The organism is Micromonospora parva (assembly GCF_000718515.1).
Taxonomy (GTDB): Bacteria; Actinomycetota; Actinomycetes; order Mycobacteriales; family Micromonosporaceae; genus Micromonospora; species Micromonospora parva.
This window is the reverse complement of the sequence record NZ_JNZS01000001.1, coordinates 79,996-101,259: the sequence shown is the minus strand read 5'-3', so window position 1 is coordinate 101,259 and position 21,264 is coordinate 79,996. Positions and strand designations below refer to the sequence as shown.

17 protein-coding genes and 1 pseudogene are annotated in these 21,264 nt (G+C 71.9%); 6 read left to right on the top strand and 12 right to left on the bottom strand.

All coding sequences use genetic code 11. The annotated features are described in order from the left end of the window. Nucleotides 1–23: 23 nt before the first annotated feature. Both IF22_RS0100430 and IF22_RS0100425 read left to right on the top strand, forming a co-directional pair. Entirely contained in the window at nucleotides 24–548 is a 525-nt protein-coding gene (locus tag IF22_RS0100430) for a Pycsar system effector family protein (RefSeq protein ID WP_156057201.1), read from the top strand. A gap of 214 nt (nucleotides 549–762) precedes the next feature. After that, nucleotides 763–1,404, top strand: a complete 642-nt coding sequence (locus IF22_RS0100425) for a Crp/Fnr family transcriptional regulator (RefSeq protein WP_245233468.1) — start codon at nucleotides 763–765, stop codon at nucleotides 1,402–1,404. A 147-nt stretch (nucleotides 1,405–1,551) separates the two neighbouring features. Here the strand turns inward: IF22_RS0100425 and IF22_RS0100420 are convergent, their stop codons facing one another. The 6 genes and pseudogenes from IF22_RS0100420 to IF22_RS0100395 all read right to left on the bottom strand — a co-directional run. Beyond that, nucleotides 1,552–1,890, bottom strand: a complete 339-nt coding sequence (locus tag IF22_RS0100420) for a hypothetical protein (protein WP_030327458.1) — start codon at nucleotides 1,888–1,890, stop codon at nucleotides 1,552–1,554. A gap of 52 nt (nucleotides 1,891–1,942) precedes the next feature. Then, complete coding sequence (locus tag IF22_RS0100415; protein ID WP_030327457.1) at nucleotides 1,943–3,376, bottom strand: hypothetical protein; 1,434 nt, start codon at nucleotides 3,374–3,376, stop codon at nucleotides 1,943–1,945. A 114-nt stretch (nucleotides 3,377–3,490) separates the two neighbouring features. Continuing rightward, nucleotides 3,491–4,123 (bottom strand): restriction endonuclease, encoded by a 633-nt coding sequence (locus IF22_RS0100410; protein WP_051708069.1) that lies wholly within the window; start codon nucleotides 4,121–4,123, stop codon nucleotides 3,491–3,493. 257 nt (nucleotides 4,124–4,380) lie between these two features. Beyond that, entirely contained in the window at nucleotides 4,381–5,322 is a 942-nt protein-coding gene (locus tag IF22_RS0100405; RefSeq protein ID WP_051708068.1) for an endonuclease domain-containing protein, read from the bottom strand. Between the two features lie 189 nt (nucleotides 5,323–5,511). Continuing rightward, nucleotides 5,512–7,137, bottom strand: a complete 1,626-nt coding sequence (locus IF22_RS0100400; RefSeq protein ID WP_030327453.1) for an ABC transporter permease — start codon at nucleotides 7,135–7,137, stop codon at nucleotides 5,512–5,514. 122 nt (nucleotides 7,138–7,259) lie between these two features. After that, nucleotides 7,260–8,183 (bottom strand): annotated as a pseudogene (locus IF22_RS0100395) (ABC transporter ATP-binding protein); the annotation flags it as partial. 112 nt (nucleotides 8,184–8,295) lie between these two features. Between IF22_RS0100395 and IF22_RS0100390 the strand changes: the two are divergent. After that, nucleotides 8,296–9,123, top strand: a complete 828-nt coding sequence (locus IF22_RS0100390; protein WP_030327450.1) for a TetR family transcriptional regulator — start codon at nucleotides 8,296–8,298, stop codon at nucleotides 9,121–9,123. A 58-nt stretch (nucleotides 9,124–9,181) separates the two neighbouring features. On the opposite strand, the gene IF22_RS0100385 is transcribed toward IF22_RS0100390, so the two are convergent. Next, nucleotides 9,182–10,960 (bottom strand): ABC transporter ATP-binding protein, encoded by a 1,779-nt coding sequence (locus IF22_RS0100385; RefSeq protein WP_209444454.1) that lies wholly within the window; start codon nucleotides 10,958–10,960, stop codon nucleotides 9,182–9,184. A 97-nt stretch (nucleotides 10,961–11,057) separates the two neighbouring features. Between IF22_RS0100385 and IF22_RS0100380 the strand changes: the two genes are divergently transcribed. Beyond that, nucleotides 11,058–11,489, top strand: coding sequence for a MarR family winged helix-turn-helix transcriptional regulator (locus IF22_RS0100380; protein ID WP_030327447.1), 432 nt, complete (start codon nucleotides 11,058–11,060; stop codon nucleotides 11,487–11,489). 144 nt (nucleotides 11,490–11,633) lie between these two features. After that, nucleotides 11,634–13,418, top strand: a complete 1,785-nt coding sequence (locus tag IF22_RS0100375; RefSeq protein WP_030327445.1) for an N-acetylglutaminylglutamine amidotransferase — start codon at nucleotides 11,634–11,636, stop codon at nucleotides 13,416–13,418. 27 nt (nucleotides 13,419–13,445) lie between these two features. Here the strand turns inward: IF22_RS0100375 and IF22_RS0100370 are convergent, their stop codons facing one another. The 3 genes from IF22_RS0100370 to IF22_RS0100360 form a co-directional block, all read right to left on the bottom strand. Further along, on the bottom strand, nucleotides 13,446–14,579 hold the full coding sequence (locus IF22_RS0100370) for a carboxylate-amine ligase (RefSeq protein WP_030327444.1): 1,134 nt from the start codon (nucleotides 14,577–14,579) through the stop codon (nucleotides 13,446–13,448). A 73-nt stretch (nucleotides 14,580–14,652) separates the two neighbouring features. Continuing rightward, nucleotides 14,653–15,861 carry an RNA polymerase sigma factor gene (locus IF22_RS0100365; RefSeq protein WP_030327442.1) on the bottom strand — a complete coding sequence of 403 codons (1,209 nt, stop codon included), beginning with the start codon at nucleotides 15,859–15,861 and terminating at the stop codon, nucleotides 14,653–14,655. A gap of 2 nt (nucleotides 15,862–15,863) precedes the next feature. Then, nucleotides 15,864–16,223: a YciI family protein gene (locus IF22_RS0100360; RefSeq protein ID WP_030327441.1), complete on the bottom strand. Its 360-nt coding sequence runs from the start codon at nucleotides 16,221–16,223 to the stop codon at nucleotides 15,864–15,866. A 277-nt stretch (nucleotides 16,224–16,500) separates the two neighbouring features. Here IF22_RS0100360 and IF22_RS32730 point away from each other — a divergent pair, with 277 nt between their 5' ends. After that, nucleotides 16,501–17,079 carry an FAD-dependent oxidoreductase gene (locus IF22_RS32730; protein WP_245233467.1) on the top strand — a complete coding sequence of 193 codons (579 nt, stop codon included), beginning with the start codon at nucleotides 16,501–16,503 and terminating at the stop codon, nucleotides 17,077–17,079. 115 nt (nucleotides 17,080–17,194) lie between these two features. Here the strand turns inward: IF22_RS32730 and IF22_RS0100350 are convergent, their stop codons facing one another. Together IF22_RS0100350 and IF22_RS0100345 are read right to left on the bottom strand one after the other, a co-directional pair. Beyond that, nucleotides 17,195–19,828: a discoidin domain-containing protein gene (locus IF22_RS0100350; protein ID WP_030327439.1), complete on the bottom strand. Its 2,634-nt coding sequence runs from the start codon at nucleotides 19,826–19,828 to the stop codon at nucleotides 17,195–17,197. A 229-nt stretch (nucleotides 19,829–20,057) separates the two neighbouring features. Continuing rightward, nucleotides 20,058–21,257, bottom strand: a complete 1,200-nt coding sequence (locus IF22_RS0100345; protein WP_030327438.1) for an ROK family transcriptional regulator — start codon at nucleotides 21,255–21,257, stop codon at nucleotides 20,058–20,060. Nucleotides 21,258–21,264: the final 7 nt, after the last annotated feature.

Here is a 21,264-nt window from a genome sequence, read left to right as displayed (position 1 = left end):
ACCCCGTTGCCTTCACTGGATGCATGACCACCTCATCGCGCCATGTGAAACACCGCCGGTCCGCCATGGAGGTAGATCGGGCACTCGCCGCGACCCGACTACACCAGGATGCCATCCGACACGCCGATGCCAAGATCTCTCGGCTGTTCGCCTTCCACGGCTCGGTGGTGGCGCTCATTGTCAGCAAGGCGCCCGCGGTCTTCCACCTCATGGATTCCCCCGTCCTGTCCATCGTCGTCTCCGGGGTTGGCTCGCTCTTCGTGATCACTCTCCTGATCGCGGCGCGACACCTCGCCATCGGCTTCCGACCACAGACGTCCGGCCCCCGCTCGCCCAACAGGTTCGGGTTCCCAGCGCAGCCGACCGCCCGCATCGAGCCGCCACGCCTCGACGCGGGTCGGGAGGCCATCGAAGCATGGTCTCTGGCAACAGTTCTCGCGAACATCGCACTCCGGAAGCACCGGCGGGTGCAGGCGGCTGTGCCATGGAGCGTGGTGGCGAGTTGCGCCGCCGCAGTTTGGCTGGCCATTGCCCTGATGAGCGATTGAAAGAGGCAGTGCGGGCCTTCTCCCAGGATCCGCAATCAGAAATACTTGCATCCGTTGACTGCCCGTGCCTCATCCGACATGAGCAGGGTTGCCCGCCGACGAACGGGGTGCTGAGGTGCGACGCGACTACGAGCAGCCGCCGACTAGCCTTCGCTGGCCTCCTGGCACGCTGCTCGCGTGTCTCAGCCCGAAGACAAGAGCCAGCCTCCTCACGTTGGGAACAACCGTCTCGGTTAAAGCCGGGGACCACATCTTGCGGGAGGGAACCACCGGTAACCACTTGGTACTGCTCAGGGAAGCCGTAACAAAGGTAACCGTCAACACGGCAGATGGCCGTCAAACGCTCTTGGCGATCCGGGTCTCCGGTGACCTGGTCGGCGAAATCTCCGCGCTCAATGACACCCCACGGACGGCGACGGTCACGACGTGCGGTGCGGGATTGGTCACCGTCATCTACAAGCGAGAGTGGTATCCATTTCTACACGACCAGCCGGAGGCGGCGCTTGCCCTGGCGAGGACCACCGCGGCGCGCTTCCGGTGGGCGAACCGCCGCCGAATCGACTTCACCGCCTACCCGGCAAAGATCCGCCTGGCACGCGTTCTGGCCGAGCTCTCGACGGCGCACGGTGAGCCCATCAGCGACGGACGCACCGTCGGTGTGGCGCTGACTCAGCCGGAGTTGGCGTCACTCTGCGGTGCTGCGGAGCCTACGGTCGAGAAGGCCCTCCGCGAACTGCGGCACGCGGGAGTCATCCGGACCGGTTACCGGCAGATCGTCGTTCACGATCTGGCGCAGCTGCAACGTGTCGGCCACCTGGGAGACAGCGGTCCACACCGGTCTGCAGGTGCCAACTGACCCCCGTGCGGCTCACCGACACCGGCCAACCCGAGCTGCCGAGCGGTCGATCATCCGGTCCAGCCGAACCGCCACCTCACCCTGCCGACTGGGGCGCGCCTCCCTCGTGCTCGCCGGTTGAGGCCGCCAGGGCAACGTTCACATCCGCTACAGGCTGTTGACGGCCTGGGAGACGCGCAGCACGGCGTCGGCGACGGCGGTCGCCGTTCCGGCACCTGCGAGCAGGGCCGGTAGCAGGCCGCGGATGCCCTCCACGTTGGGGCGGGGCTCGGCGGCGTACGCCGCAGCCGTGCTCGCCAACTGGGTCAGCCGTTCGGCCTCACGAACCTCCGTCCGGTGCTTCGCGATCTCGTCGACCAGGGCAGCGACGAGCCCGGAAAGGTCCGAGCCTCGACTGAAATCGTTGCTCCGGTTGTGCACCTGCGCGTGGTCACCGAAGACGTTCGCCTCACCGTTGATGTCGCCGCTGAAGTTGAACTGACTCACTGACTCGTCCTTCCGGATCGCCCGCTGACCGGGTCTGCGGGACACCAACCGATCAGTCCGTCTGGTCGTCGCGATCGACATTCGTCACGCGTCCGTGGCTTCCGAAGATGTTGCCCCGGCCGGACACCTCTCCGATGTTGGTGATGTTGTTGATGATCCGCTGCTTTCCGGCGGCTATCTCGGACGTGTCGATGCCCTTGTCCGTCAGGAACGCGACCAGACAGTCGATCACTCCGCGCTGCATCCGCAACAGACAGTCGCGCACATCGGCGACTTCGAAATAGCTCTCGATGCTCGTGCTGGCCGCGAGTTCCCTGGCGCTGAACGGCGCCCCGTAGTCGTAGCGTCGCCCCTCCTGGAGCGCCTCGTAGTGCTGCTGCGTCCGCTCCTCGTGCGCCTCGGCCAGGTCGATGCCCCGGTCCGAGCGCAGGAACAGCTGGGCAAGGTAGGTGCGCCACGCCGCGAGGGCGAGGGCCGAGGTGGTCGAGCGCCCGTGAAGCGGGCTCAGATCCTCCCCGAACAGGCCGTAGAAGCCGGTGGCGGGCGCGGAGTCGCGACGGACGGGCGGCAGCACGAAGGCGGCGAACTCGCAGGACAGAATGCCCTGGTCGAGGGTGTAGCGGGCGAAGAGGGTGACGACGATCTGGCCACCGACGAGGCTCTTCGCCAGACACACGTACGTCCTGGCCTGCTCCCCCGGCGCGTCGCTGCCCAGATCAACCCAGGAGGTCTCCAGTCGGGACGGCGGGCGTACCTCGTCGGGGTGGAACAAGCCTTCACAATCCGGCAGCACGTCCCCCCGCACGTAGATCCGCTTGGTGACCTCGATGTCGCTGAGCCCGAGCCGTGACCGGGCGAGCCGGATCAGATCGTCGTGCAGGTCGCGGATGGAGAAGGTCGCGGGTGGTCGCGTGCCGTCTTGATTCTTTTCTCGACCGCGGGTGACGTCGATGGGTGGCAGGGCCCAGCGGCCGATCTCGGTGCCGCTGCCGACGAACGGGTTGTCCGCGGCAACCTCGAAGACGATCATGTTGGCGTCCTGCAGGGCGGCGAGCTCGTCCTCCAGCTCGGACTCGACCTCTGGCGCCTGGGCGGCCAGCGCCTCCTCCTCCGCCATGGCGCCGATCGCCGCCGCGCGGGTCTCCTGGAGGCTGAGGAAGGTGGTGCGCCAGCCGACCCCGCACGCCACCGCGATGAGCGGCAGCGTGAGCAGCGCCGTCACCGGCCCGTCACGCCAGAGGAGCAGGATGCCCAGCCCGACCAGACCGAGTAGCGCGTAACGCGTCATCGCGACCGCGTCGTACAGCCTCCGCCAATGGGCGTCGGCGGCCTGGGCGTGGCGCACCAGCGCGACCGCGTCCACCCCGAAAGAGGGACACCATGCCTTCGGGTTGTCGAGGCTGTACAGCAGCAACACCTGTGCCGCCAGCGGCGGACGCAGATGCATGGCGCAGCACATCTGCCGGCTGGCCAGGTCCTTCGGCACCGAGGGCAGCGTCGACCCTCCGCCGCTACGGCCGCGCAGTGGGTCGGCAACGTCTTTCGCACTGACACTTCTGGGAATGGACGGTGCCATGTCGAGACAGTAATTCCCGCCCTGTCAATTCGCTGTCCTCGATCTTTCAGTACCGGACCGCAGCGGGGGAATCCCCGTCCAGGCCCACATCTGCAACGCGTGCCGGTCGACGGGGTCGATGTTGAGCTGTCGGGCCATCTGGATGCCGTCGCCGGCGGTGAAGAAACTGTTCGTCACGAGTAGGCAGATCTCGCCACCGTGGATCACCCGGCAGGTGCCGGCGAACCGCTGGATCGCGGCGCTGCCCACCCGGTTGGTGACGCTCTGCCGCTTGCACTGCACCACGACGCGTCGGCCGTCGGGGGCTGCCGCGGTGACGTCGGCTCCCCGGTCAGCGGAGCCGCCGCACACCCGCACGTCGCGGAACCCGGAGGCGATCAGGAGCCGGGCGAACCACTGCTCGAATTCGGGGCCGCTCATCGTGTCGGTCACCGCTATCAGCCGGTCCCGTTGGGCCTGGTCGGCCCGCTCGCGGGCCCGCTGCTTCGACACCATGACAACCACCGCGACCGCCGTCGCGACGACGACGCTCACCAGCAGCGCGGTCCAGTATGGATGGCGGCGCACGACGTCGACGACCGCGCGCAGGAGCACGAAGGCGACGACGGCACCCAGCGCCAGCAGCCAGCCGTTGGCCGAGCCGCCGCCACCGGCCACGCGGCGGACCGTCGACCTGCGCCGAACACTGCCGGCGCGCCGCCGTCGGTAGTGCGCCCGAACTCGCGCGCCGCCCTTCCTGGTGTGTGACCTGACGTACGGCACGAGGCACCTCTCCGGTCGAGGAAGCCCCAGTGTGGCGGCCGCGTGCGACACAACCGCTGTCGCTGCACCACTGACGGCGTCGGCGCGCTCGATGGTGGGGTGAGCGCCAGCAGGCTCGGCCCGCCAGGACACCCCGCCCGCAGAGGACCCCGTCAGGTCCGGCGGGTCGTCAGGATGGCGAGGGTTTCCCGGCGCACCTCGTCGACCTCGTGCACGAGGCGGCGGTGGGCGAAGCGGACCACCAGGATCCCGATGGCCGCCAGGAGGGCGTCGCGGCGCAGGTCGAGCTCCTGCTGGCGTGGGTTGCCGTGGGTGGTCGCCCCGTCGAGTTCGATGTTGACCCGTTCCCGCTCGGCGAACATGTCGAGGTACACGGTGCGCCGCCCGACACGGACCGGCACCTGCCGGTGAAACGCCGGCATTCCGGGACCGGTGAAGACGTGCTCGTGCCCCCAGATTTCCAACGGGCTGCGGCAGCCGTCGGCAAGCCTCGTCAGCAGATGCCGGAACGCCGCCCGATCGATCAGCTTGGGCACCCGCTCCAGTGCTGCCGACAACCGCTCGGGTGTGGTCAGCCGGTCGTTGACCGCTCGGATCACCGGCGTCCGCCGGTCGGCGGGCGGCAACGTCGGCCAGGAGTCGACGAGCGACTGTTCGAGGCGGGTGACCCTCAGCCCTCGCCGGACCACCACCTCCGGCGGCTCGATGGTCAGGCTCCGGCGTCGGTGGACGATCACTCCAGGCCGACCGCGCAGACCGCTGCTCGCTGGTGCGCTCAGGTGCACGAGGTCACCGACCGCCTGCGGGTGCAGCCCCCACACGGCGAGCGCACTGAGATAACTGGGCGCGCCGTTTCCGCCAGCCCAGGCGAGAGCAGCCCGCAGACTCAGGGCACTGTCGAGTCGACTCAGGACCGGGGCACCGGGTCGCCCACCGACGAGGTGCGCCGCCACGAACACCTCGGGCAGCACCCGTACCAGTTCGCCGTTGCGACAAGCCTGCCGAACCGTCCACGACGGCACCACCTGCCCGGCCGCCCCGAACGTCACCAGACCCGCGCCACGTTCGACGAGTTCCCGAAGCACCAGGTTCACGCACAGAACCGTGAAGCCCCACCCAGCCCTCCGCAAACACACCAGCAGGCCCTCTGTGGACAGCCGCCACCCTGTGCAGAACGCCCCACCACGGCCCCGGTGGGCTACGTCAGGTGATCGGTGGCAGTTGAGGAGGGCTGGCGTCGGCGTGTCGAGTCGCTCAGCTGCCAACGATCACGAAACGCCGGCTCAGGACGGGACGTCGCGGTGGCGGAAGGCCACCACGCCGACGGCGAGCAGGGCCGCGGCCACCGCCGCCAGCACCACCAGGGGAAGCGCCGCCGGGTGGACGGCGGGCACGGCCGGCACATGGGTGTACGGCGAGACGTTGAGCGCGGCCTGCGGCAGCTCCAGCACCGCGCCGAGCTGCCCGAGGAGCAGGAAGACCAGCAGCGCCATCCAGGACAGCACCACCGACCAGCGGGGCAGCAGCCCGAAGAGCGCGGTCACCACCCCGGCGACCACGAGCAGGGCGGGCAGGCGCAGCAGCGCGGCGCCGCCCAGCTCGACGGCCTGCCCGAGCGGGTCGCCGATGACGATGCCGTAGCCGAGGCCGGTGGTCACGCCGGCGAGCAGCAGCAGGGCCACCGCGCCGAGCGTCGCGGCGAGCACCTGGGTGCCGAGCCAGCGGGTGCGGCTGACCGCCGTCGCGAGGGCGGCCTCCAACACCCCGTCGGCCTCGTCGCCGCGGACCCGGAGCAGGGCCTGCACGACGTACGCGCCGATGGTCAGCGCGAAGAGGCCGAGCATCGCGGTCAGGTACGCCTTGATCAGGTCGTCCCCGCCGCCCATCGCGTTTATCGCTTCGGCGGCGGCCGGGTTCGCGTCGATCATGTCGTTGAACTCGTCGGCGGCGACACCCATGGGCAGGCCGAGCGCGGCCACCCCGACGGCCCAGCCGAGTAGTGTGCCGCGTTGCGTCCGCCAGGCCAGCCCGGTGGGGCTGAGCAGCAGTGGCGCGCCGGTCGCCGGGCCGCGTCGGGGGGCGATCAGCCCGGCGCCCTGGTCGCGTCGCTCGGCGAGGGCGTACGCCAGCGCCACCCCGGCGAGCAGCAGCGCGACGGGCAGGGCGAGCACCCACCAGCGTTCGCCGTCGAAGGCGCGGACCTGGTTGCCCCAGCCGAGCGGGGAGATCCACGACGGCCAGGCGCTGCGGACCCGGGTGCCGTCGGCGCTCTGCTCGCCGAGCACGTCGCCGGCGGCGCGCAGCACGAAGGAGAGCCCGACGGTGGCGGCGGCGAGCGCGTTGGCGCCGCGCGCGGTGACGGAGAGTTGGGCGGTGACGGCCGCGATCGCGGTGAAGGCGACCCCGACGCCGCCGATCGCTGCCGCTGCCGCGACGGAACCGGCGAGCGGCAGACCGGCACCGACCAGCGCGACCGCGAGCAGCGCGGCGGCCAGTGCGTTAGCGGCGACGATGACGAGCAGCGCGGCGGTCAGCGGCGCGTACCGGCCGACCACGTTGGCGCCGAGCAGTTCGGCGCGGCCGGTCTCCTCGTTCTGGCGGGTGTGCCGGGTCACCGCGAAGGTGCTCAGCAGCGCGACGATCAGGGCCAGCGTCACGTACGTCTCGGCGACCACCACCGCACCGAGGTCGGTGCCGTGGATGGGGCCGTTGAAGGCGCGGGCAACCAGGCTGGACGCCGACGTGGTGGCGTAGCCCAGCCGGGCGTCCTGGTCCGGGTAGATGCCGGCGACGCTGCCGGCGAGGGCGTAGCCGAGCAGGGGCGTGCCGAGGATCCAGATGGCCAGGCGGATCCGGTCGCGACGCAGGACGAGCCGGGCCAGCCGGGTCGTGCCGGTGAGGGCGCTCACCGGGCACCCGCCTGCGGTACGTCGGCCTGCGTGTCGGCGTGCGAGCCCTCGCCGGCCGGAGCAGCACCCGCGGCAGGACCGTGGGCCGGCCCAGCACCCGTGCCAGGAGCACCAGCCGACCCGGCACGGTCGGCGGGACCATCGGCCGACGCCGCAGCCGCGGCGGGGGCATCGCCGTAGTGGCGCAGGAAGAGCTGTTCCAGGGTGGGTGGCGTGCTGGTCAGCGCGTGGACGCCGAAGCCGATGAGGTGCCCGAGCAGTTCGTCGAGGTGGGCGGGCTCCACTTCCAGGTGGGTGCGGCCGTCGACCTCGTGCACGTCGTGCACGCCGGGGAGCACGTCCAGGCCGGTGACCGGGCGGGCGGTCTCGACGGTCACCGCCGTGCGGGTGAGGTGGCGCAGCTCGGTGAGGGTGCCGGATTCGACGGTGCGGCCCTCGCGGATGATGCTGACCCGGTTGCAGAGCGCCTCGACCTCGGCGAGCACGTGACTGGAGAGCAGCACGGTGGCGCCGGCCTGCTTGACCCGCCGGACCTCGTCCTGGAACACCGCCTCCATCAGGGGGTCGAGACCGGAGGTCGGTTCGTCGAGCACGTACAGCTCCACCGGGGAGGAGAAGGCGGCGACGATGGCGACCTTCTGCCGGTTGCCCTTGGAGTAGGTGCGGCAGCGGCGGGTCGGGTCCAGGTCGAAGCGGTGCAGCAACTCGTCGCGGCGGCGCCGGTCGAGGCCACCGCGCAGCTGACCGAGCAGGTCGATGGCTTCCCCGCCGGTGAGGTTGGGCCAGAGGTTGACGTCTCCCGGCACGTACGCCAGCCGGCGGTGCAGGCGGACCGCGTCGCGCCACGGGTCGGCGCCGAGCACCTGGGCGTCGCCGGAGTCGCGGCGGAGCAGCCCGAGCAGGATGCGGATGGTGGTGGACTTTCCCGAGCCGTTGGGGCCGAGGAAGCCGTGCACCTCCCCCCGCTCGACGTGCAGGTCCAGCCCGTCGAGCGCCCGGATGGCGCCGAACGTCTTGACCAGGTTGCCGATGGAGATGACGGGCATGGCCCCTCCTGCTGTTGGCTGCTTCGTCGACCACCCTCACTGTACTGACCGTTGGTCAGTGGAATCAACGGTGATCGTGCCCACCGGTCAGGACGTCGCTAGGCTGGCCGGCATGACCGCCGATCCCGCGGACGACACCCGCACCCGGATCCTGCGCGCCGCGCTCGACCTGTTCGCCGAACACGGCTACCAGCGCACCTCGCTGCGTCAGATCGGCGAGCGGCTGCGGCTGACTAAGACCGCGATCCTGTACCACTTCCCGGCCAAGGAGCATCTGCTCGCCGCCCTGATCGAGCCGCTGCTGGCCGACCTGGAGAGGCTGCTCGACGCCGCCCAGGGACAGCCGACCGACCAGGCCCGGTGGACGGTGCTGGAGGGCTGGGTGGACGTCATGCTCGCCCACCGCCGGCCACTCGGCATGCTCTTCCACGACATCGCGCTGGTCGGCCGGGGCGACACGTACCACCGGCTGATGGTGATCGCGATGCGGGCCAACGACCTCATCGCGGGGCCGGACGCCGGGCGTCGGGAGCGGGTCCGGGCGGTGCAGGCGGTGGCAGCCTGCAGCGATCCGATCGTCTTCTTCACCGACGTGTCTGACGAGGTGCTGCGCGCCGACATGCTCGACGGCGTACGCCGCCTGCTGACCACAGCGGCCGCGGACGCCGCTTATCCGCCGGACGCCGACGCGGCGGGCGTGGCCGTGCGCCCTGCGGACCCGGCGGCCGCGGCTCTGGCCCCCGCGAGCCGGCCGGACGCGGCGCCGGGCGGCGGGACGGCTGCCCGTCGGCGGCGGCCGGGACGACCTCCGGCGCTGGGTCGGGAGCAGGTCGAGGCGGCCCGGCGGATGCACGAGGCGGGCACCCATTCGGTGGACGCCATCGCCACCGCGCTGGGTGTCTCGCGGGCCACCGTCTACCGGCACCTGACCGCGCCATAACGAGACAGTTCTAAGAACGTTTTGAGATTGTTGTGAGCCGGGGCCTGGCCGGCAGGTGTCAGGCCGCCAGGGTGGCGTAGCGGCCGTTGCGGTCCAGCAGGCTGTCGTGGGTGCCGGCCTCGACGATCCGGCCGTGGTCGAGCACCGCGATCTGGTCGGCGTCGCGGATCGTGGAGAGCCGGTGCGCGATGGTGATCGTGGTGCGGCCCTGGGCGAGCACGTCGAACGCCCGCTGCACGGCGCGTTCGGTCTCGGTGTCCAGCGCGCTGGTGGCCTCGTCGAGGACCAGGATGCGCGGGTCACGCAGCAGCGTACGGGCGATGGCCAGGCGCTGCTTCTCGCCGCCGGAGAACCGGTGCCCGCGCGAGCCGACCATGGTGTCGTACCCGTCGGGCAACCCGGCGATCAGGTCGTGGATCTGGGCGGCGCGGGCGGCGTCCTCGATTTCGGCGTCGGTGGCGTCCGGCCGGGCGTAGCGCAGGTTCTCCCGCACTGTGGTGTGCAGCAGGTACGTCTCCTGGCTGACCACGCCGACGATCGCGGCCAGATCGGCCAGGCGCAGGTCGCGTAGGTCGATGCCGTCGACGGTGATCCGGCCGGCGGTCGGGTCGTGCAGCCGGCTGACCAGCCCGGCGAGGGTGCTCTTGCCGGAGCCGGTCTCGCCGACCAGGGCGAGGCTGGTGCCGGCGGGCACGTCCAGGGTGATCCCGGCGAGGGCGGCGGTGTCGCTGCCCGGGTAGCCGAAGGTGACGTCTTCCAGGCGCAGGTGACCGCGCACCCGGGCGGGGTCGAGGCGGACCGGGTCGGCGGGGTCGGCCACGTCGACCGGCAGGTCCAGGTATTCGAAGATCCGGGCGAACAGCGCCAGCGACGCGGTGAGCGAGACGCCTACGTTGAGCAGGCCCATCAGCGGGCGGAACAGGCCGCCCTGCAGGGCCGTGAAGGCGACCAGGGTGCCGATGCTCAGCGTCCCGGCGGTGCCGGGCAGTCCGGCGGCGAGGTAGATGACCGCCGGTACGGCGGCGAAGATGATGCTCATCGAGGCCATCCGCCAGCGGCCGGCCAGCTCACTGCGCAGCTCCAGGTCGACCAGTCGCTCCGAGGAGGCGGTGAACCGGTCGATCAGCGCGGGGCCGGTGCCGAGGGTCTTGGCGAGCTGTACGCCGCTGATCGACAGGCCCTCCTCGACGGTGACGTTGAGGTCGGCGAGTTCGCGTTGCCGCTGGGCGGTGATCTCGCGACGCATCCGGGCGACCCGACGGGTCAGCCAGATGGCCGGCGGCAGCACCACGAGCGAGACCAGGGAGAGCTGCCAGGAGAGCGCGACCATGGCGACGGCGGTGGCGACCACCGTGGTGAGGTTGGCCGCGACGGCGGTGGAGGTGGAGGTGACCACCGACTGCATGCCGCCGATGTCGTTGGTGATGCGGGACTGCACCTCGCCGGTGCGGGTGCGGGTGAAGAAGCCCAGCGACTGGCGCTGAAGGTGGCTGAAGACGTCGGTGCGCAGCCGGTGCATGACCCGCTGGCCGACCTGGGTGGAGATCCAGGTCTGTACGACGCCGAGCGCGGAGGTCACCGCCGCGACGGCGACCATGCCGAGGACCAGCCAGACCAGCAGTGTCACGTCGCCCTGCGGCAGGGCCCGGTCGATCACGGCACGCAGCAGGAACGGGCTGGCCATCGCGATGATCGAGGAGGCCACGATGATCGCGGTGACGGCGGCCAGGGCGGGCCGGTGGGGGGTGAACAGGCGACCGATGCGGCGCAGGGAGACCTGACTGGCCTGCGTCTTCTCTTCGGCGCTGACGGTGCGGTGGCCGCGGTCGCGGCCCATCGGGGTGGGTTCCAAGGGGGTGCTGCCTTTCGTCGGCGATATTGCTGAGGTTACCTCATCATGAGGTAGCAACCACATCTCCTGCTACCGTATTCCGGTGACCGAGCACACCGCCGACAGCGCCGACGACGAGAGCCTGGCGGAGACGTTCTGGGCGGTGGCGTCCCGGCTGCGCCGGCAGGCCCGGGACTCGCTGGCACCCTGGGACATCACCCCCAGCCAGTCCCGGGCGCTGCGCGTGCTGACCCGGCACGGCGAGGTGCGACCCGGCACCCTCGCCGAGCATCTGCGCATCGCGCCGCGCTCGGCGACCGAGGTCGTCGACGACCTGCAGACCCGCGGCCTGGTCGAGCGTCGGCCCGACCCGGCCGACCGGCGGGCGACCCTGGTCGCGCTCACCGAGGAGGGCGACCGGGTCAGCACCGCCATCCGGGCCGCCCGCCGGGCCGAGGCGGACCGCTTCTTCGGCCACCTCGACGACACCGACCGAGACGAGCTGGCCCGCATCCTGCGCACTCTGCTCGACTGAGCCGCCCGCGCGGGATCACCTGCGGGTTTGTCGGCCCGATGCGCGGGTAGCCAGCGGCCCGTTCCCACCGGGCCCCGCCACCACCAGTCGGGGAGACCTGACAGGAGGGGCCATGTCTGCCCTGGACCAGCACCGCAACGCCTGATGTGCGGGATCAGCGGGGAGGCACGGTTCGACGGCCGCTCTCCCGACGCGGCGGCGGTCAGCCGGATGTCCGAGGCGATGCGCTCACGCGGCCCGGACGACGAGGGCCTGTTCGCCGCCGGCTGGGTGACCCTCGGGCACCGCCGGCTGACCATCATCGACCTGTCCGACGCCGGTGGGCAGCCGATGGTCCGCGACGATCTGGGCCTGGCGCTGGTCTTCAACGGCTGCATCTACAACTACCCGCAGCTGCGCGAGGAGTTGCAGAACGCCGGGTACGCCTTTCACTCCACCAGCGACACCGAGGTGATCCTGGTGGCGTACGCACACTGGGGTGAACGTTTCGTCGACCACCTGGTCGGCATGTTCGCGATCGGGCTGGTCGACCGGGCCCGGCGGCGGCTGATCCTGGCCCGCGACCGGCTCGGCATCAAGCCGCTCTACCTCGCCGAGACACCGGGGCGGCTCCGGTTCGCCTCCACCCTGCCCGCGCTGCTGGCCGCCGGCGACGTGGACACCGCAATCGACCCGGTGGCGCTGCACCACTACCTCTCCTGGCACTCCATCGTGCCCGCCCCACGCACCGTGCTGCGCGGCGTACGCAAGCTGCCGCCGGCCACGGTGCGGGTGATCGAGGCGGACGGACGCAGCCGCGAGGAGGTCTACTGGCGGCCCGACTACGTGCGCGAACCCGCCGACGCGGGGATGGACGCCGCCGACTGGCGGACCGCGATCGGCGACGCGCTGCGCGCGGCGGTACGCCGACGACTGGTCGCCGACGTGCCGGTGGGGGTCCTGCTCTCCGGCGGACTGGACTCCAGCCTCATCGTGGCGCTGCTCGCCGAGGCCGGCCAGCGACACCTGCGCACGTTCAGCATCGGCTTCGACAGCCACGGCGGCGAGTCCGGCGACGAGTTCCACTACTCGGACCTGGTGGCCCGCGCGTTCGACACCGACCACCACCGGATCCGACTCGCCGACGGCGACCTGGTGCCCGCCGTCCGACGGGCCGTGCTGGCGATGACCGAGCCGATGGGCAGCCACGACGTGGTCGCCTTCCACCTGCTCTCCGAACAGGTCGCGCAACACGTGAAGGTGGCCCAGTCGGGGCAGGGGGCCGACGAGGTGTTCGCCGGCTACGGCTACCACCAGCCACTGGTCGACGCGCCCCGGCACGGGGCCGCCGAGACGTTCGCCGCCGCGTTCTTCGACCGCGACCACGACGAGCTGCGCCGCATCGTCGGCCCGGCGTACGCGCTGGAGCAGGACGCCAGCCGGGACCTGCTCACCGGCCACCTCGGCGCGCCCGGGGCGCAGACCGCGCTGGACGCCGTGCTGCGCCTGGACACCCACCTGATGCTCCCCGACGACCCGGTCAAGCGGGTGGACAGCATGAGCATGGCGTGGGGCCTGGAGGTGCGTACGCCCTTCCTCGACCAGGATCTGGTCACCCTGGCCGCGCACTGCCCACCGGAGCACAAGGTCGCCCAGGGCGGCAAGGGCGTGCTCAAGGAGGTGGCCCGGGAGGTGCTGCCCGCCGAGGTGATCGACCGGCCCAAGGGCTACTTTCCGGTGCCGGCGCTGCGCAACGTGGACGGCCCGGTGCGCGAGATGGTCGCCGAGGCGTTGCAGGCGCCGGTCGCCCGCGAGCGGGCACTGTTCCGCCCGGAGTACGTGGCGCACCTGCTCGCCGAGCCGGACCGGGCGCAGGCGGCGGCCGGGAGCAACAAACTGTGGCAGCTCGGTCTGCTGGAGCTGTGGCTGCAGACGCACGACATCAGCTGAACGTCGTCCGCCGCCATCGGCGGGCGGTCAGCTGGCGGCGGTGCGGGTGATCAGGTCGTCGAGGACCAGGCGCAGGTCCCCGTCGCGCTCCAGCACCTGCCGCTGCCGGGTCGCGCCGGTGCCGTCCCGGCGGAGCCGGGCGAGTTGCGCCACCACGTACCCCAGGTCGCCGTGGCGCAGCAGGGCCGGGGCGATCACCGCCATCAGCTCGTCGACGAGCGCCCAGGCCGGGCGGGTACCGCCGGCCCGCAGGTCGATCAGCTCGCCGTCGAGGCCGTCGTGGGCGGCCCGCCAGTGCGCCGCGGCGACCAGGCAGTCCCGGACGTTCGGGGCGTCGACCCCGGCGCGGACGTCGTCGGCGAGGGTGGCCACCAGGGACCGGACCAGCGCGGCGACCAGCACCGCGTCGTCCACCTCGGTGCAGACGTCGCCGACCCGCACCTCCACCGTGGGGTACGCCGACGACGGCCGGGCGTACCAGTAGACCATCGCCGCGTCGAGCATGATGCCGGCGGCGATCAGCTCGTCGACGGTGCGGTCGTAGTCGGCGGCGGAGTCGAAGTACGGCGTCGGGCCGATGCTGGGCCACCGCTCCAACTGCATGGAGCGCCAACTGGCGTGCCCGGTGTCGTACCCGTCGTGCAGCGGGGAGTTGGTGGTGATCGCCTGCACCACCGGCAGCCACACCCGCAGGTGGTTGCAGACCTGCACGGCCAGTTCCCGGTCGGGCAGCCCGACGTGCACGTGGCAGCCGCACACCGCCGGGTCGTGCGCCACCGGCCCGTACCGGCGGGACATCGCGTGGTAGCGCGGTTCGTCGGGCACGGTCCGGTGCGGTTCGGCCACCGGGGTGGCGCCGACCGCCACCAGTCGGGCCCCGGCGGCCGTGGCGGCCTCGGCGGCGGAGCGGCGCAGCACCACCAGGTGCGCGCGCAGCTCGGTGAGGTCGGCGCAGACCGGGGTGACCATCTCCACCATGCTGTGCCGGAACTCCTGGCGGCTCTGGTCGCGGGCGGTGCCGCTCAGCGCGGCGAGCACCCGGTCGGCGACCGGCAGGTTCCGGCCGCTGTCCGGGTCGAGCAGCAGGTACTCCTCCTCCACGCCGAGCGTGAGGATGGACAGGTCGGGCACGGTGTCGACGGCGGTCGGACGGTAGGCCATGACCCCTCCCCATACCCTGCTGCGGCCGGCCGGTGCGTCGGGGTTCCCGACCACCTCTGCGGCAAACGCCCCGTCAGGACGTCGCCAGGGCCGTCGCGCGGGCGGTGAGAAAGGCCCGTTCCGCCGCGTTGTCCCTCAGGGCGACGGCTGTCCGGTACGCCTCGACGGCCTCCCCGCCCCGGCCGAGGCGAGCCAGCAGGTCGGCGCGGACCACGTGGTAGACGTGGAAGCCGAGAAGATCGAGGCGGTCCACCTCGGCCAGCGCCACCGCCGCACCGGCCACCTCGGCGAGCGCGACGGCCCGGTTCAGCGCCACCACCGGGCTGGGGGCGATCGCCGTCAGCTGGTCGTACAGCGCAAGGATCTGCGCCCAGTCGGTGTCGGCGGCGCGCCCCGCGGCGCTGTGCACGGCGGCGATCGCGGCCTGGATCTGGTACGGCCCGGGGCGGTCGCGGCGCAGGCAGCGGCGGACCAGCGCCTGCCCCTCGGCGATCAGCCCGGCGTCCCACCGGCCGCGGTCCTGGCGGGGCAGCGGCACCAGGTCGCCGGTGGCGGTGGTCCGCGCGCCACGGCGGGACTCGGTGAGCAGCATCAGGGCGAGCAGGCCGATCGCCTCCGGCTCGTCGGGCATCAGCGCGACCAGCAACCGGGCCAGCCGGATCGCCTCGGCGCACAGCTCGCCGCGGACCAGGTCCGGGCCGGCGCTGGCCGTGTACCCCTCGTTGAAGATCAGGTAGAGCACCGCGAGGACGCCGTGCAGCCGGTCGGGCAGGTCGGCGTCGTGGGGCACCCGGTACGGGATCCCCGCGTTGCGGATCTTCGACTTGGCGCGGACCAGCCGCTGCGCCATGGTCGGCTCCGGCACGAGGAAGGCGCGGGCGATCTCGGCGGTGCTCAGGCCGCCGAGCAGTCGCAGGGTGAGCGCGACCCGAGCGTTCGGGGCGAGCGCCGGATGGCAGCAGGTGAAGATCAGCCGGAGCTGATCGTCGCGCACAGGTCCCTCCTCGACGGGTGGGTCGGCGGCGAACAGCAGGGCCGCCTCGGCGTGCCGGTGCGCCCGGGAAGCCTCCCGACGCCGCCGGTCGATGGCCCGGTTGCGGGCGGTGGTGATGATCCAACCGGCCGGGCTGGGTGGTGGGCCGCTCCGCGGCCACCGCCGCACCGCGATGACGAAGGCCTCCTGGACGGCCTCCTCGGCGAGGTCGATGTCGCCGAGGAGGCGGACCAGGACGGCGACCGCGCGGCCGTACTCCGCGCGGAACACCGCCTCCACGTCGGACACGGTCAGTCGCCGGCCCCGCCCTGGAAGGGGCGCACCTCGACCGGCAGGGTGGTCGCCAGCGCGTAGCGGCGACCCCAGTCCAGCGCGGCGTCCAGGTCCGGCACGTCGATGATGGTGATGCCGCCCAGGTGCTCCTTGCCCTCCACGAACGGTCCGTCGGTGACCAGCACCTCGCCGCCCTCGCGGGCGCGCAGCACGGTGGCGGTCTCCGGGCCGTGCAGGCCCTGCCCGAACACCCACGACCCGGTGGACGCCAACTCGTCGCGGAAACCGGCGAGCTGGCGCATCACCCCGGCCAGGAACTCCGGGTCCGGCGGCAGCTCGCCCTGGGGCTGGTGAAGGCTGAGCAGGTACAGCGTCATCGTTCCTCCTCGCGGGGCGGCCGGCCGCTCGCCGACCTCTCATCCTCCATACGATCGGCCGCCGTTCCAATCGACAGGTCGGCAGAAGATTCTCGGCGCCCGACCCGAACCCGGCGGTGATGCGCCCTTTGCTCTGCACCTGCGGAGGCGACGGGGGCGCAGGCCAGGTGTCGCATCGGTGGGTGCAGAGCAAAGGACGAAGGACAGGGGTCGCGTCCGCCGGTGCCGGGACCGGAGCCGACAGTCATAGCGACGACGGTTGTGGGTAGACCCCGGCGTGGCTGACGCCTTGCGGGTGGTAGTGGTCGGCGCCGGTTTCTCCGGGCTCGCCGCCGCGCTGGCACTCACCCGTGCCGGCGCCCAGGTGCGATTGCTGGAGGCCCGCGACCGGGTCGGCGGTCGGGTGTTGACCCGCTGGCTGCCCGACGTCACCCAACTCGACCTGGGCGCGCAGTGGATCGGCCCGACGCAGGATCGGATGTACGCGCTGGTCGCCGAGCACGGGCTGACCACGTTCGCGTCGGCGGCGTTCGGCGCGCCCACTGTGCTCTGGGCCGGCGAGCGTCGAGCCGAGCCGCCGGCGCAGGCTGCCCGGGTTCTCGGCCTGCTCGACGAGTACGCCGCCCGGCTGGACCCGGCCGCGCCCTGGCAGGCGCCGGAGGCCGGGCAGTGGGACCGGACGGTCCTGGGCGGCTGGCTGCGTGCCACCGCCGGGGACGACGACACCGCCGACTACCTGGGGCGGGTGCTCGCCGGCGGGCTGCTGGCCACCGGCGCGGACGAGGTGTCGTTGTTGCACCTGGAGGGCGCGGTGCGCGCCGGTGAGCGGGCGGCCGCCGAGGTGCTGGCCGGCTGAGCGGCGGACGCGACCGTGGCCGGCCCGGTCTCGGCGGGACCGGGCCGGCCTCGGCCCACGGTGCGACCCGGCCGACCCGTCCGTCAGACGTTCGGGTCGGCGCGGGACGCCCGGGTCAGGGGTAGGTGGTCAGGTACACCGTCTGGTTGGCCGCGTTCGCGGTGCCACCGGCGTTGTTGATCACCCGGTTGATGGTGCCGACGCCACCGAGCGAGACGGTGACCATGTTCGTGAAGCGCACGTTCGGGTTGGTGGGCACCTCGAAGGACCGTTCCTCGACCACCGCGGGGTTGACGTTGAAGTAGCTGTAGCTGCCCAGCCCGAACGCCTGGTGACTGGTCACCGAGTCGGCGACCTTGTACGCGGCGTAGCCCCGGGTCGACCCGTTCATCCAGGCCGCCTGGTTCGGAACGTCGTAGGGCAGCTCGTTCTGGTAGAAGTACGTCCGGCCACCGTTGCCGTTCCAGATGGTCTGGTACTTCTGGTAGTGCTCGACGAAGAGGCCGTACATGGTGACGTTGTCGCCGTTGACGGTGAGCCCGGTGTCGGCGGTGTTCAGCGTCCACCCGGTCGGTACGCCGCTGGCGGCGTGGTCGGCCCGCCACAGCCACATGTGGTCGCCGATCACGTTGTCGCTGTTGACGGTCAGGGTGTTGGTGGCCTTGCCGACGTGCGGCCCGCCGATGCGGAAGAACACGTCGTGCAGCGAGGTCGGGTTGGTGGCGTGGCTCGCGGACGAACCGGCCGGCCCGACCTCCATCAGCACCGGGGAGTTCGTCGTGCCGGCCTCGAACATGATGCCGGCGACCTTCACGCCGTCCACATCGGCCACCCGCATGCCCACCGCGCCGTTGTCGGCCTGGATGGTGGCCAGACCGAGGCCGAGGATCACCGTGTCGGCCCGGTTGACCTGGATCGGCTCGGTGACGTGGTGCACGCCCGGGGTGAAGAGCAGGTGCCGCCCCTGGGCGAGGGCCGCGTTGATGGTGGCGGCGCTGGTGCCCGGCTGGACCACGTAGAACTGCGACAGCGAGATGGACGAGCCGGCCGGGGTCTTGTTGTACCAGCTGGTGCCGGTGGAGTTGGTACGCAGCGCGGGCACGAAGACCCGGTACTCACCGCTGCCGTCGACGTACAGGAACGGCTTCTCCCGGACCTGGGGGGTCTGCGGGATGACGGTGTGCGACGGGTTGGGGAAGCTCGGCGCCGGGGCGCCGACGACGCCCTGGAAGACCATGTTCCACACCGAGCCGGTCCAGCCGTTGCCGAACTCGCTGTTGCGCGAGTACCACTGCTGCTGCGAGCCGGAGACGACCAGGCCGTCGATGCGGGTGTCGGCCAGCAGGCCGCCGCTGGACCAGCCGTCGCCGCCGTTCCAGAGCTGGATCTGGTTCTGCGCGCCACGTAGGTGCATCCGCCGGTACGGCGCGGCCTGCGACACCGCCCACCGCTCGACGGTCTGCCCGGCGGGCAGGGTGACCGACAGGTTCTCGGCGGCCCGCCAGAAGTTCTGGGTGGCGTTGCCGCCCATCCAGAACGCCTCGGTGCGGACATGGCCGTTGAGGTTGACGTCGTCGGGGCTCATGCCGAGGCCGGCGACCTGGGTGAAGAAGCCGAGGTTGACGTCGGCGGTGTAGGTGCCGGGCTTGAACAGCACGGCGTAGCGCTGCGGGCCGAACTGGTTGGTCTCCTGCTGGGTGAAGAGGGTGTTCAGTCGACTCTGGATGGTCGACGTCGGCGTGCTCGGGTCGAAGACGAACGTGTTCGGGCCGAGGTTGGGGTTGTACGGGTCGGTCGTGCCGACCGGCGGCTCGCTGGTGCCCCCGCCGGTGGTGTTCACCGCCAGCTCCCACAGCGAGTAGCCGTAGGCGGTGCCCCGGGCGGTGCCGTACATCCGCAGGTAGCGGCCGCTGCCGGCGACGGTGAGGGACTGCGTCCCGCCGGTGGCCGTGGTGGTGGAGTAGATGGTGGTCCAGGTGGTCCCGTCGGTCGAGGTCTGGAGCTGGAAGGCCCGGGCGTACGCGGCCTCCCAGGTGAGCACCACCCGGCAGATGGTGCGGGTGCTGCCGAGGTCGACGCGCAGCCACTGCGGGTCGCTGGCGGCGCTGGCCCAGCGGGTGCCCGGGTTGCCGTCGACCGCCGCGGACGCGGCGAGGCCGGCGTCCTGGGTGGACGAGGCGGTGGCCGGGCTGCCCTGTGCGACGTTGGTGCTGCCGCAGGTGGGGGTGCTGCCGCCGCTCTCGCCGTACACCTGGAACTCCCAGAGCGAGTAGCCGTAGCCGGTGCCCCGGGCGGTGCCGTTCATCCGCACGTAGCGGCCGGCGCCGGTGACGGTGAGGTTCTGGGTGCCGCCGGTGCCGGTGGTGGTGGAGTAGATCGTCGTCCAGGTGGCCCCGTCGTCGGAGGTCTGGAGTTGGAAGGCCCGGCCGTAGGCGCCCTCCCAGAGCAGGTTGACCTGGCTGATGGTGGCCCGCGCGCCCAGATCGACCTGGAGCCACTGCGGGTCGCTGAACGCGCTGGCCCAGCGGGTGGCGGTGTTGCCGTCGACGGCGGCGGAGGCCGGGGTGCCGGCGTTCTCGGTGGACGAGGCGGTGGCGGGCCGGCCCTGGGACAGCAGGGTGGGCGCGGCCTGCGCGGGGGCGCTGACCACGGCCGGGGTGAGCGCCGCGACCAGGGCCACGGTGAGCCCGACGAGCAGGTGTCGGACGACCCGGGGACGCGGGCGTACGGATGTAGCACGAGATGTCATGACATCGCCTGTCGCTAGGGGGTTACGGGTTGCCACGCGGAGGGGATCGGGCGCGCCCGTAGCGCCGTGGATGGTGTCGCCGCCGACGCGACACCGAGGGAGGAGAGCGCTCTCGTAGGAGTGTTGCGGCGAGATTGCGACGGCGTCAAGACATCGATCTATAACTTCGTTATTTATCCCGAGAATTCTTTTTGGGTAATTTGCTGGTCGCCCGCGCGGTCGCCCCCGCTCAGCGGCGGACGCCACCCTCGGTGAGGAAGCGGGCGATCGGGAGGGTGGCCGCACCCAGCGCCACCGCGTCCACCCCGAGCCGGCACAGCTCGATCGACGCCTGCTCGTACGGCTGACGCAGCGCCTGCCGGCCGGCGGCCTCCCGGACGGCCGGCAGCAGGTCACCGAGGGCCATCGCCGCCCAGCCGCCGAGCACCACCCGCTCCGGATTGAACAGGTTAATCAGGTTGGCCACGCCCGCGCCCAGGTAACCGGCGGTGTCATCGAGGACCCGTCGGGCGGTGGCCGAGGTCTGCGCGGCGGCGACCAGCGCGGCGAGCTGGGACTCCTCGTCCTCGCCCGGAACGGCGCGACCCCGACGCGCCTCCCGGTAGCGGTCGATGATCGCCTCCGCACCGACGTACGCCTCCAGGCAGCCGCGCGCGCCGCACCGGCAGGCCCGGCCGCCGTACACCAGGGTGGTGTGCCCCCACTCCCCCGCGCTGCTGGACGCCCCCCGGTAGGTGACGCCGTTGGTCACCACCGACGCTCCCACCCCGGAGCCGACAAGCGCGAAGACGGCGTGCCGGGCGCCCCGACCGGCACCGAACCACATCTCGGCCTGACCGAGGGTCTTCGCGCCGTTGTCGATGTGCAGCGGCACGTCGGTGCCGGCGCCGATCAGGCGCTCCAGCGGCACCCGGTCCCAGCCGAGGGCCTGGGCGTGCACCACGGCCTCGACGCCCTGCTCGACGACGCCGGAGACGCCGATCCCGACGCCGAGCACGTCGCCGGGGGTAACCCCGGCCTGGCCGGTCAGCGCGTCGATGCCGGCCAGCACGTGCCCGGCCACCAGGTCGGGCTCGGTGCGGGCCGGGTCGAGCGGGTACTCGACGCTGGCCAGCAGGGTCATCGCGAAGTCGAACAGCTCCATCCGGACCCGCGTCTCGCCGACGTCCACGCCGACCACGAAGGCGAAGCGGGGCTCGATCCGCAGCAGCATGCTGGGCCGGCCGCCGTCGGACTCGGCGGCCCCGGCCTCGGCGACGAGCCCTTCGTCGATCATGTCGGCCACCACGTTGCTGACCGCGGGCTGGCTCAGCCCGGTGCTGCGCACCAGGTCCTGCCGGGTGAGCGGGCCGTCCAGGAAGAGCTTGGTCAGCAGGGCGGACCGGTTGCGCAGCCGCACGCTGCGGTTGGTGGCACGCGCCAGCTCCACTCGTCAC

What these genes read in the sequence shown, in the direction of transcription:
- IF22_RS0100430 (WP_156057201.1), top strand. Translation starts at nt 24, where the DNA reads ATGACCACCTCATCGCGCCATGTGAAACACCGCCGGTCCGCCATGGAG.
- IF22_RS0100390 (WP_030327450.1), top strand. Translation starts at nt 8,296, where the DNA reads ATGACCGCCGATCCCGCGGACGACACCCGCACCCGGATCCTGCGCGCC.
- IF22_RS0100385 (WP_209444454.1), bottom strand. Translation starts at nt 10,960, where the DNA reads ATGGGCCGCGACCGCGGCCACCGCACCGTCAGCGCCGAAGAGAAGACG.
- IF22_RS0100375 (WP_030327445.1), top strand. Translation starts at nt 11,634, where the DNA reads ATGTGCGGGATCAGCGGGGAGGCACGGTTCGACGGCCGCTCTCCCGAC.
- IF22_RS0100370 (WP_030327444.1), bottom strand. Translation starts at nt 14,579, where the DNA reads ATGGCCTACCGTCCGACCGCCGTCGACACCGTGCCCGACCTGTCCATC.
- IF22_RS0100360 (WP_030327441.1), bottom strand. Translation starts at nt 16,223, where the DNA reads ATGACGCTGTACCTGCTCAGCCTTCACCAGCCCCAGGGCGAGCTGCCG.
- IF22_RS0100350 (WP_030327439.1), bottom strand. Translation starts at nt 19,828, where the DNA reads ATGACATCTCGTGCTACATCCGTACGCCCGCGTCCCCGGGTCGTCCGA.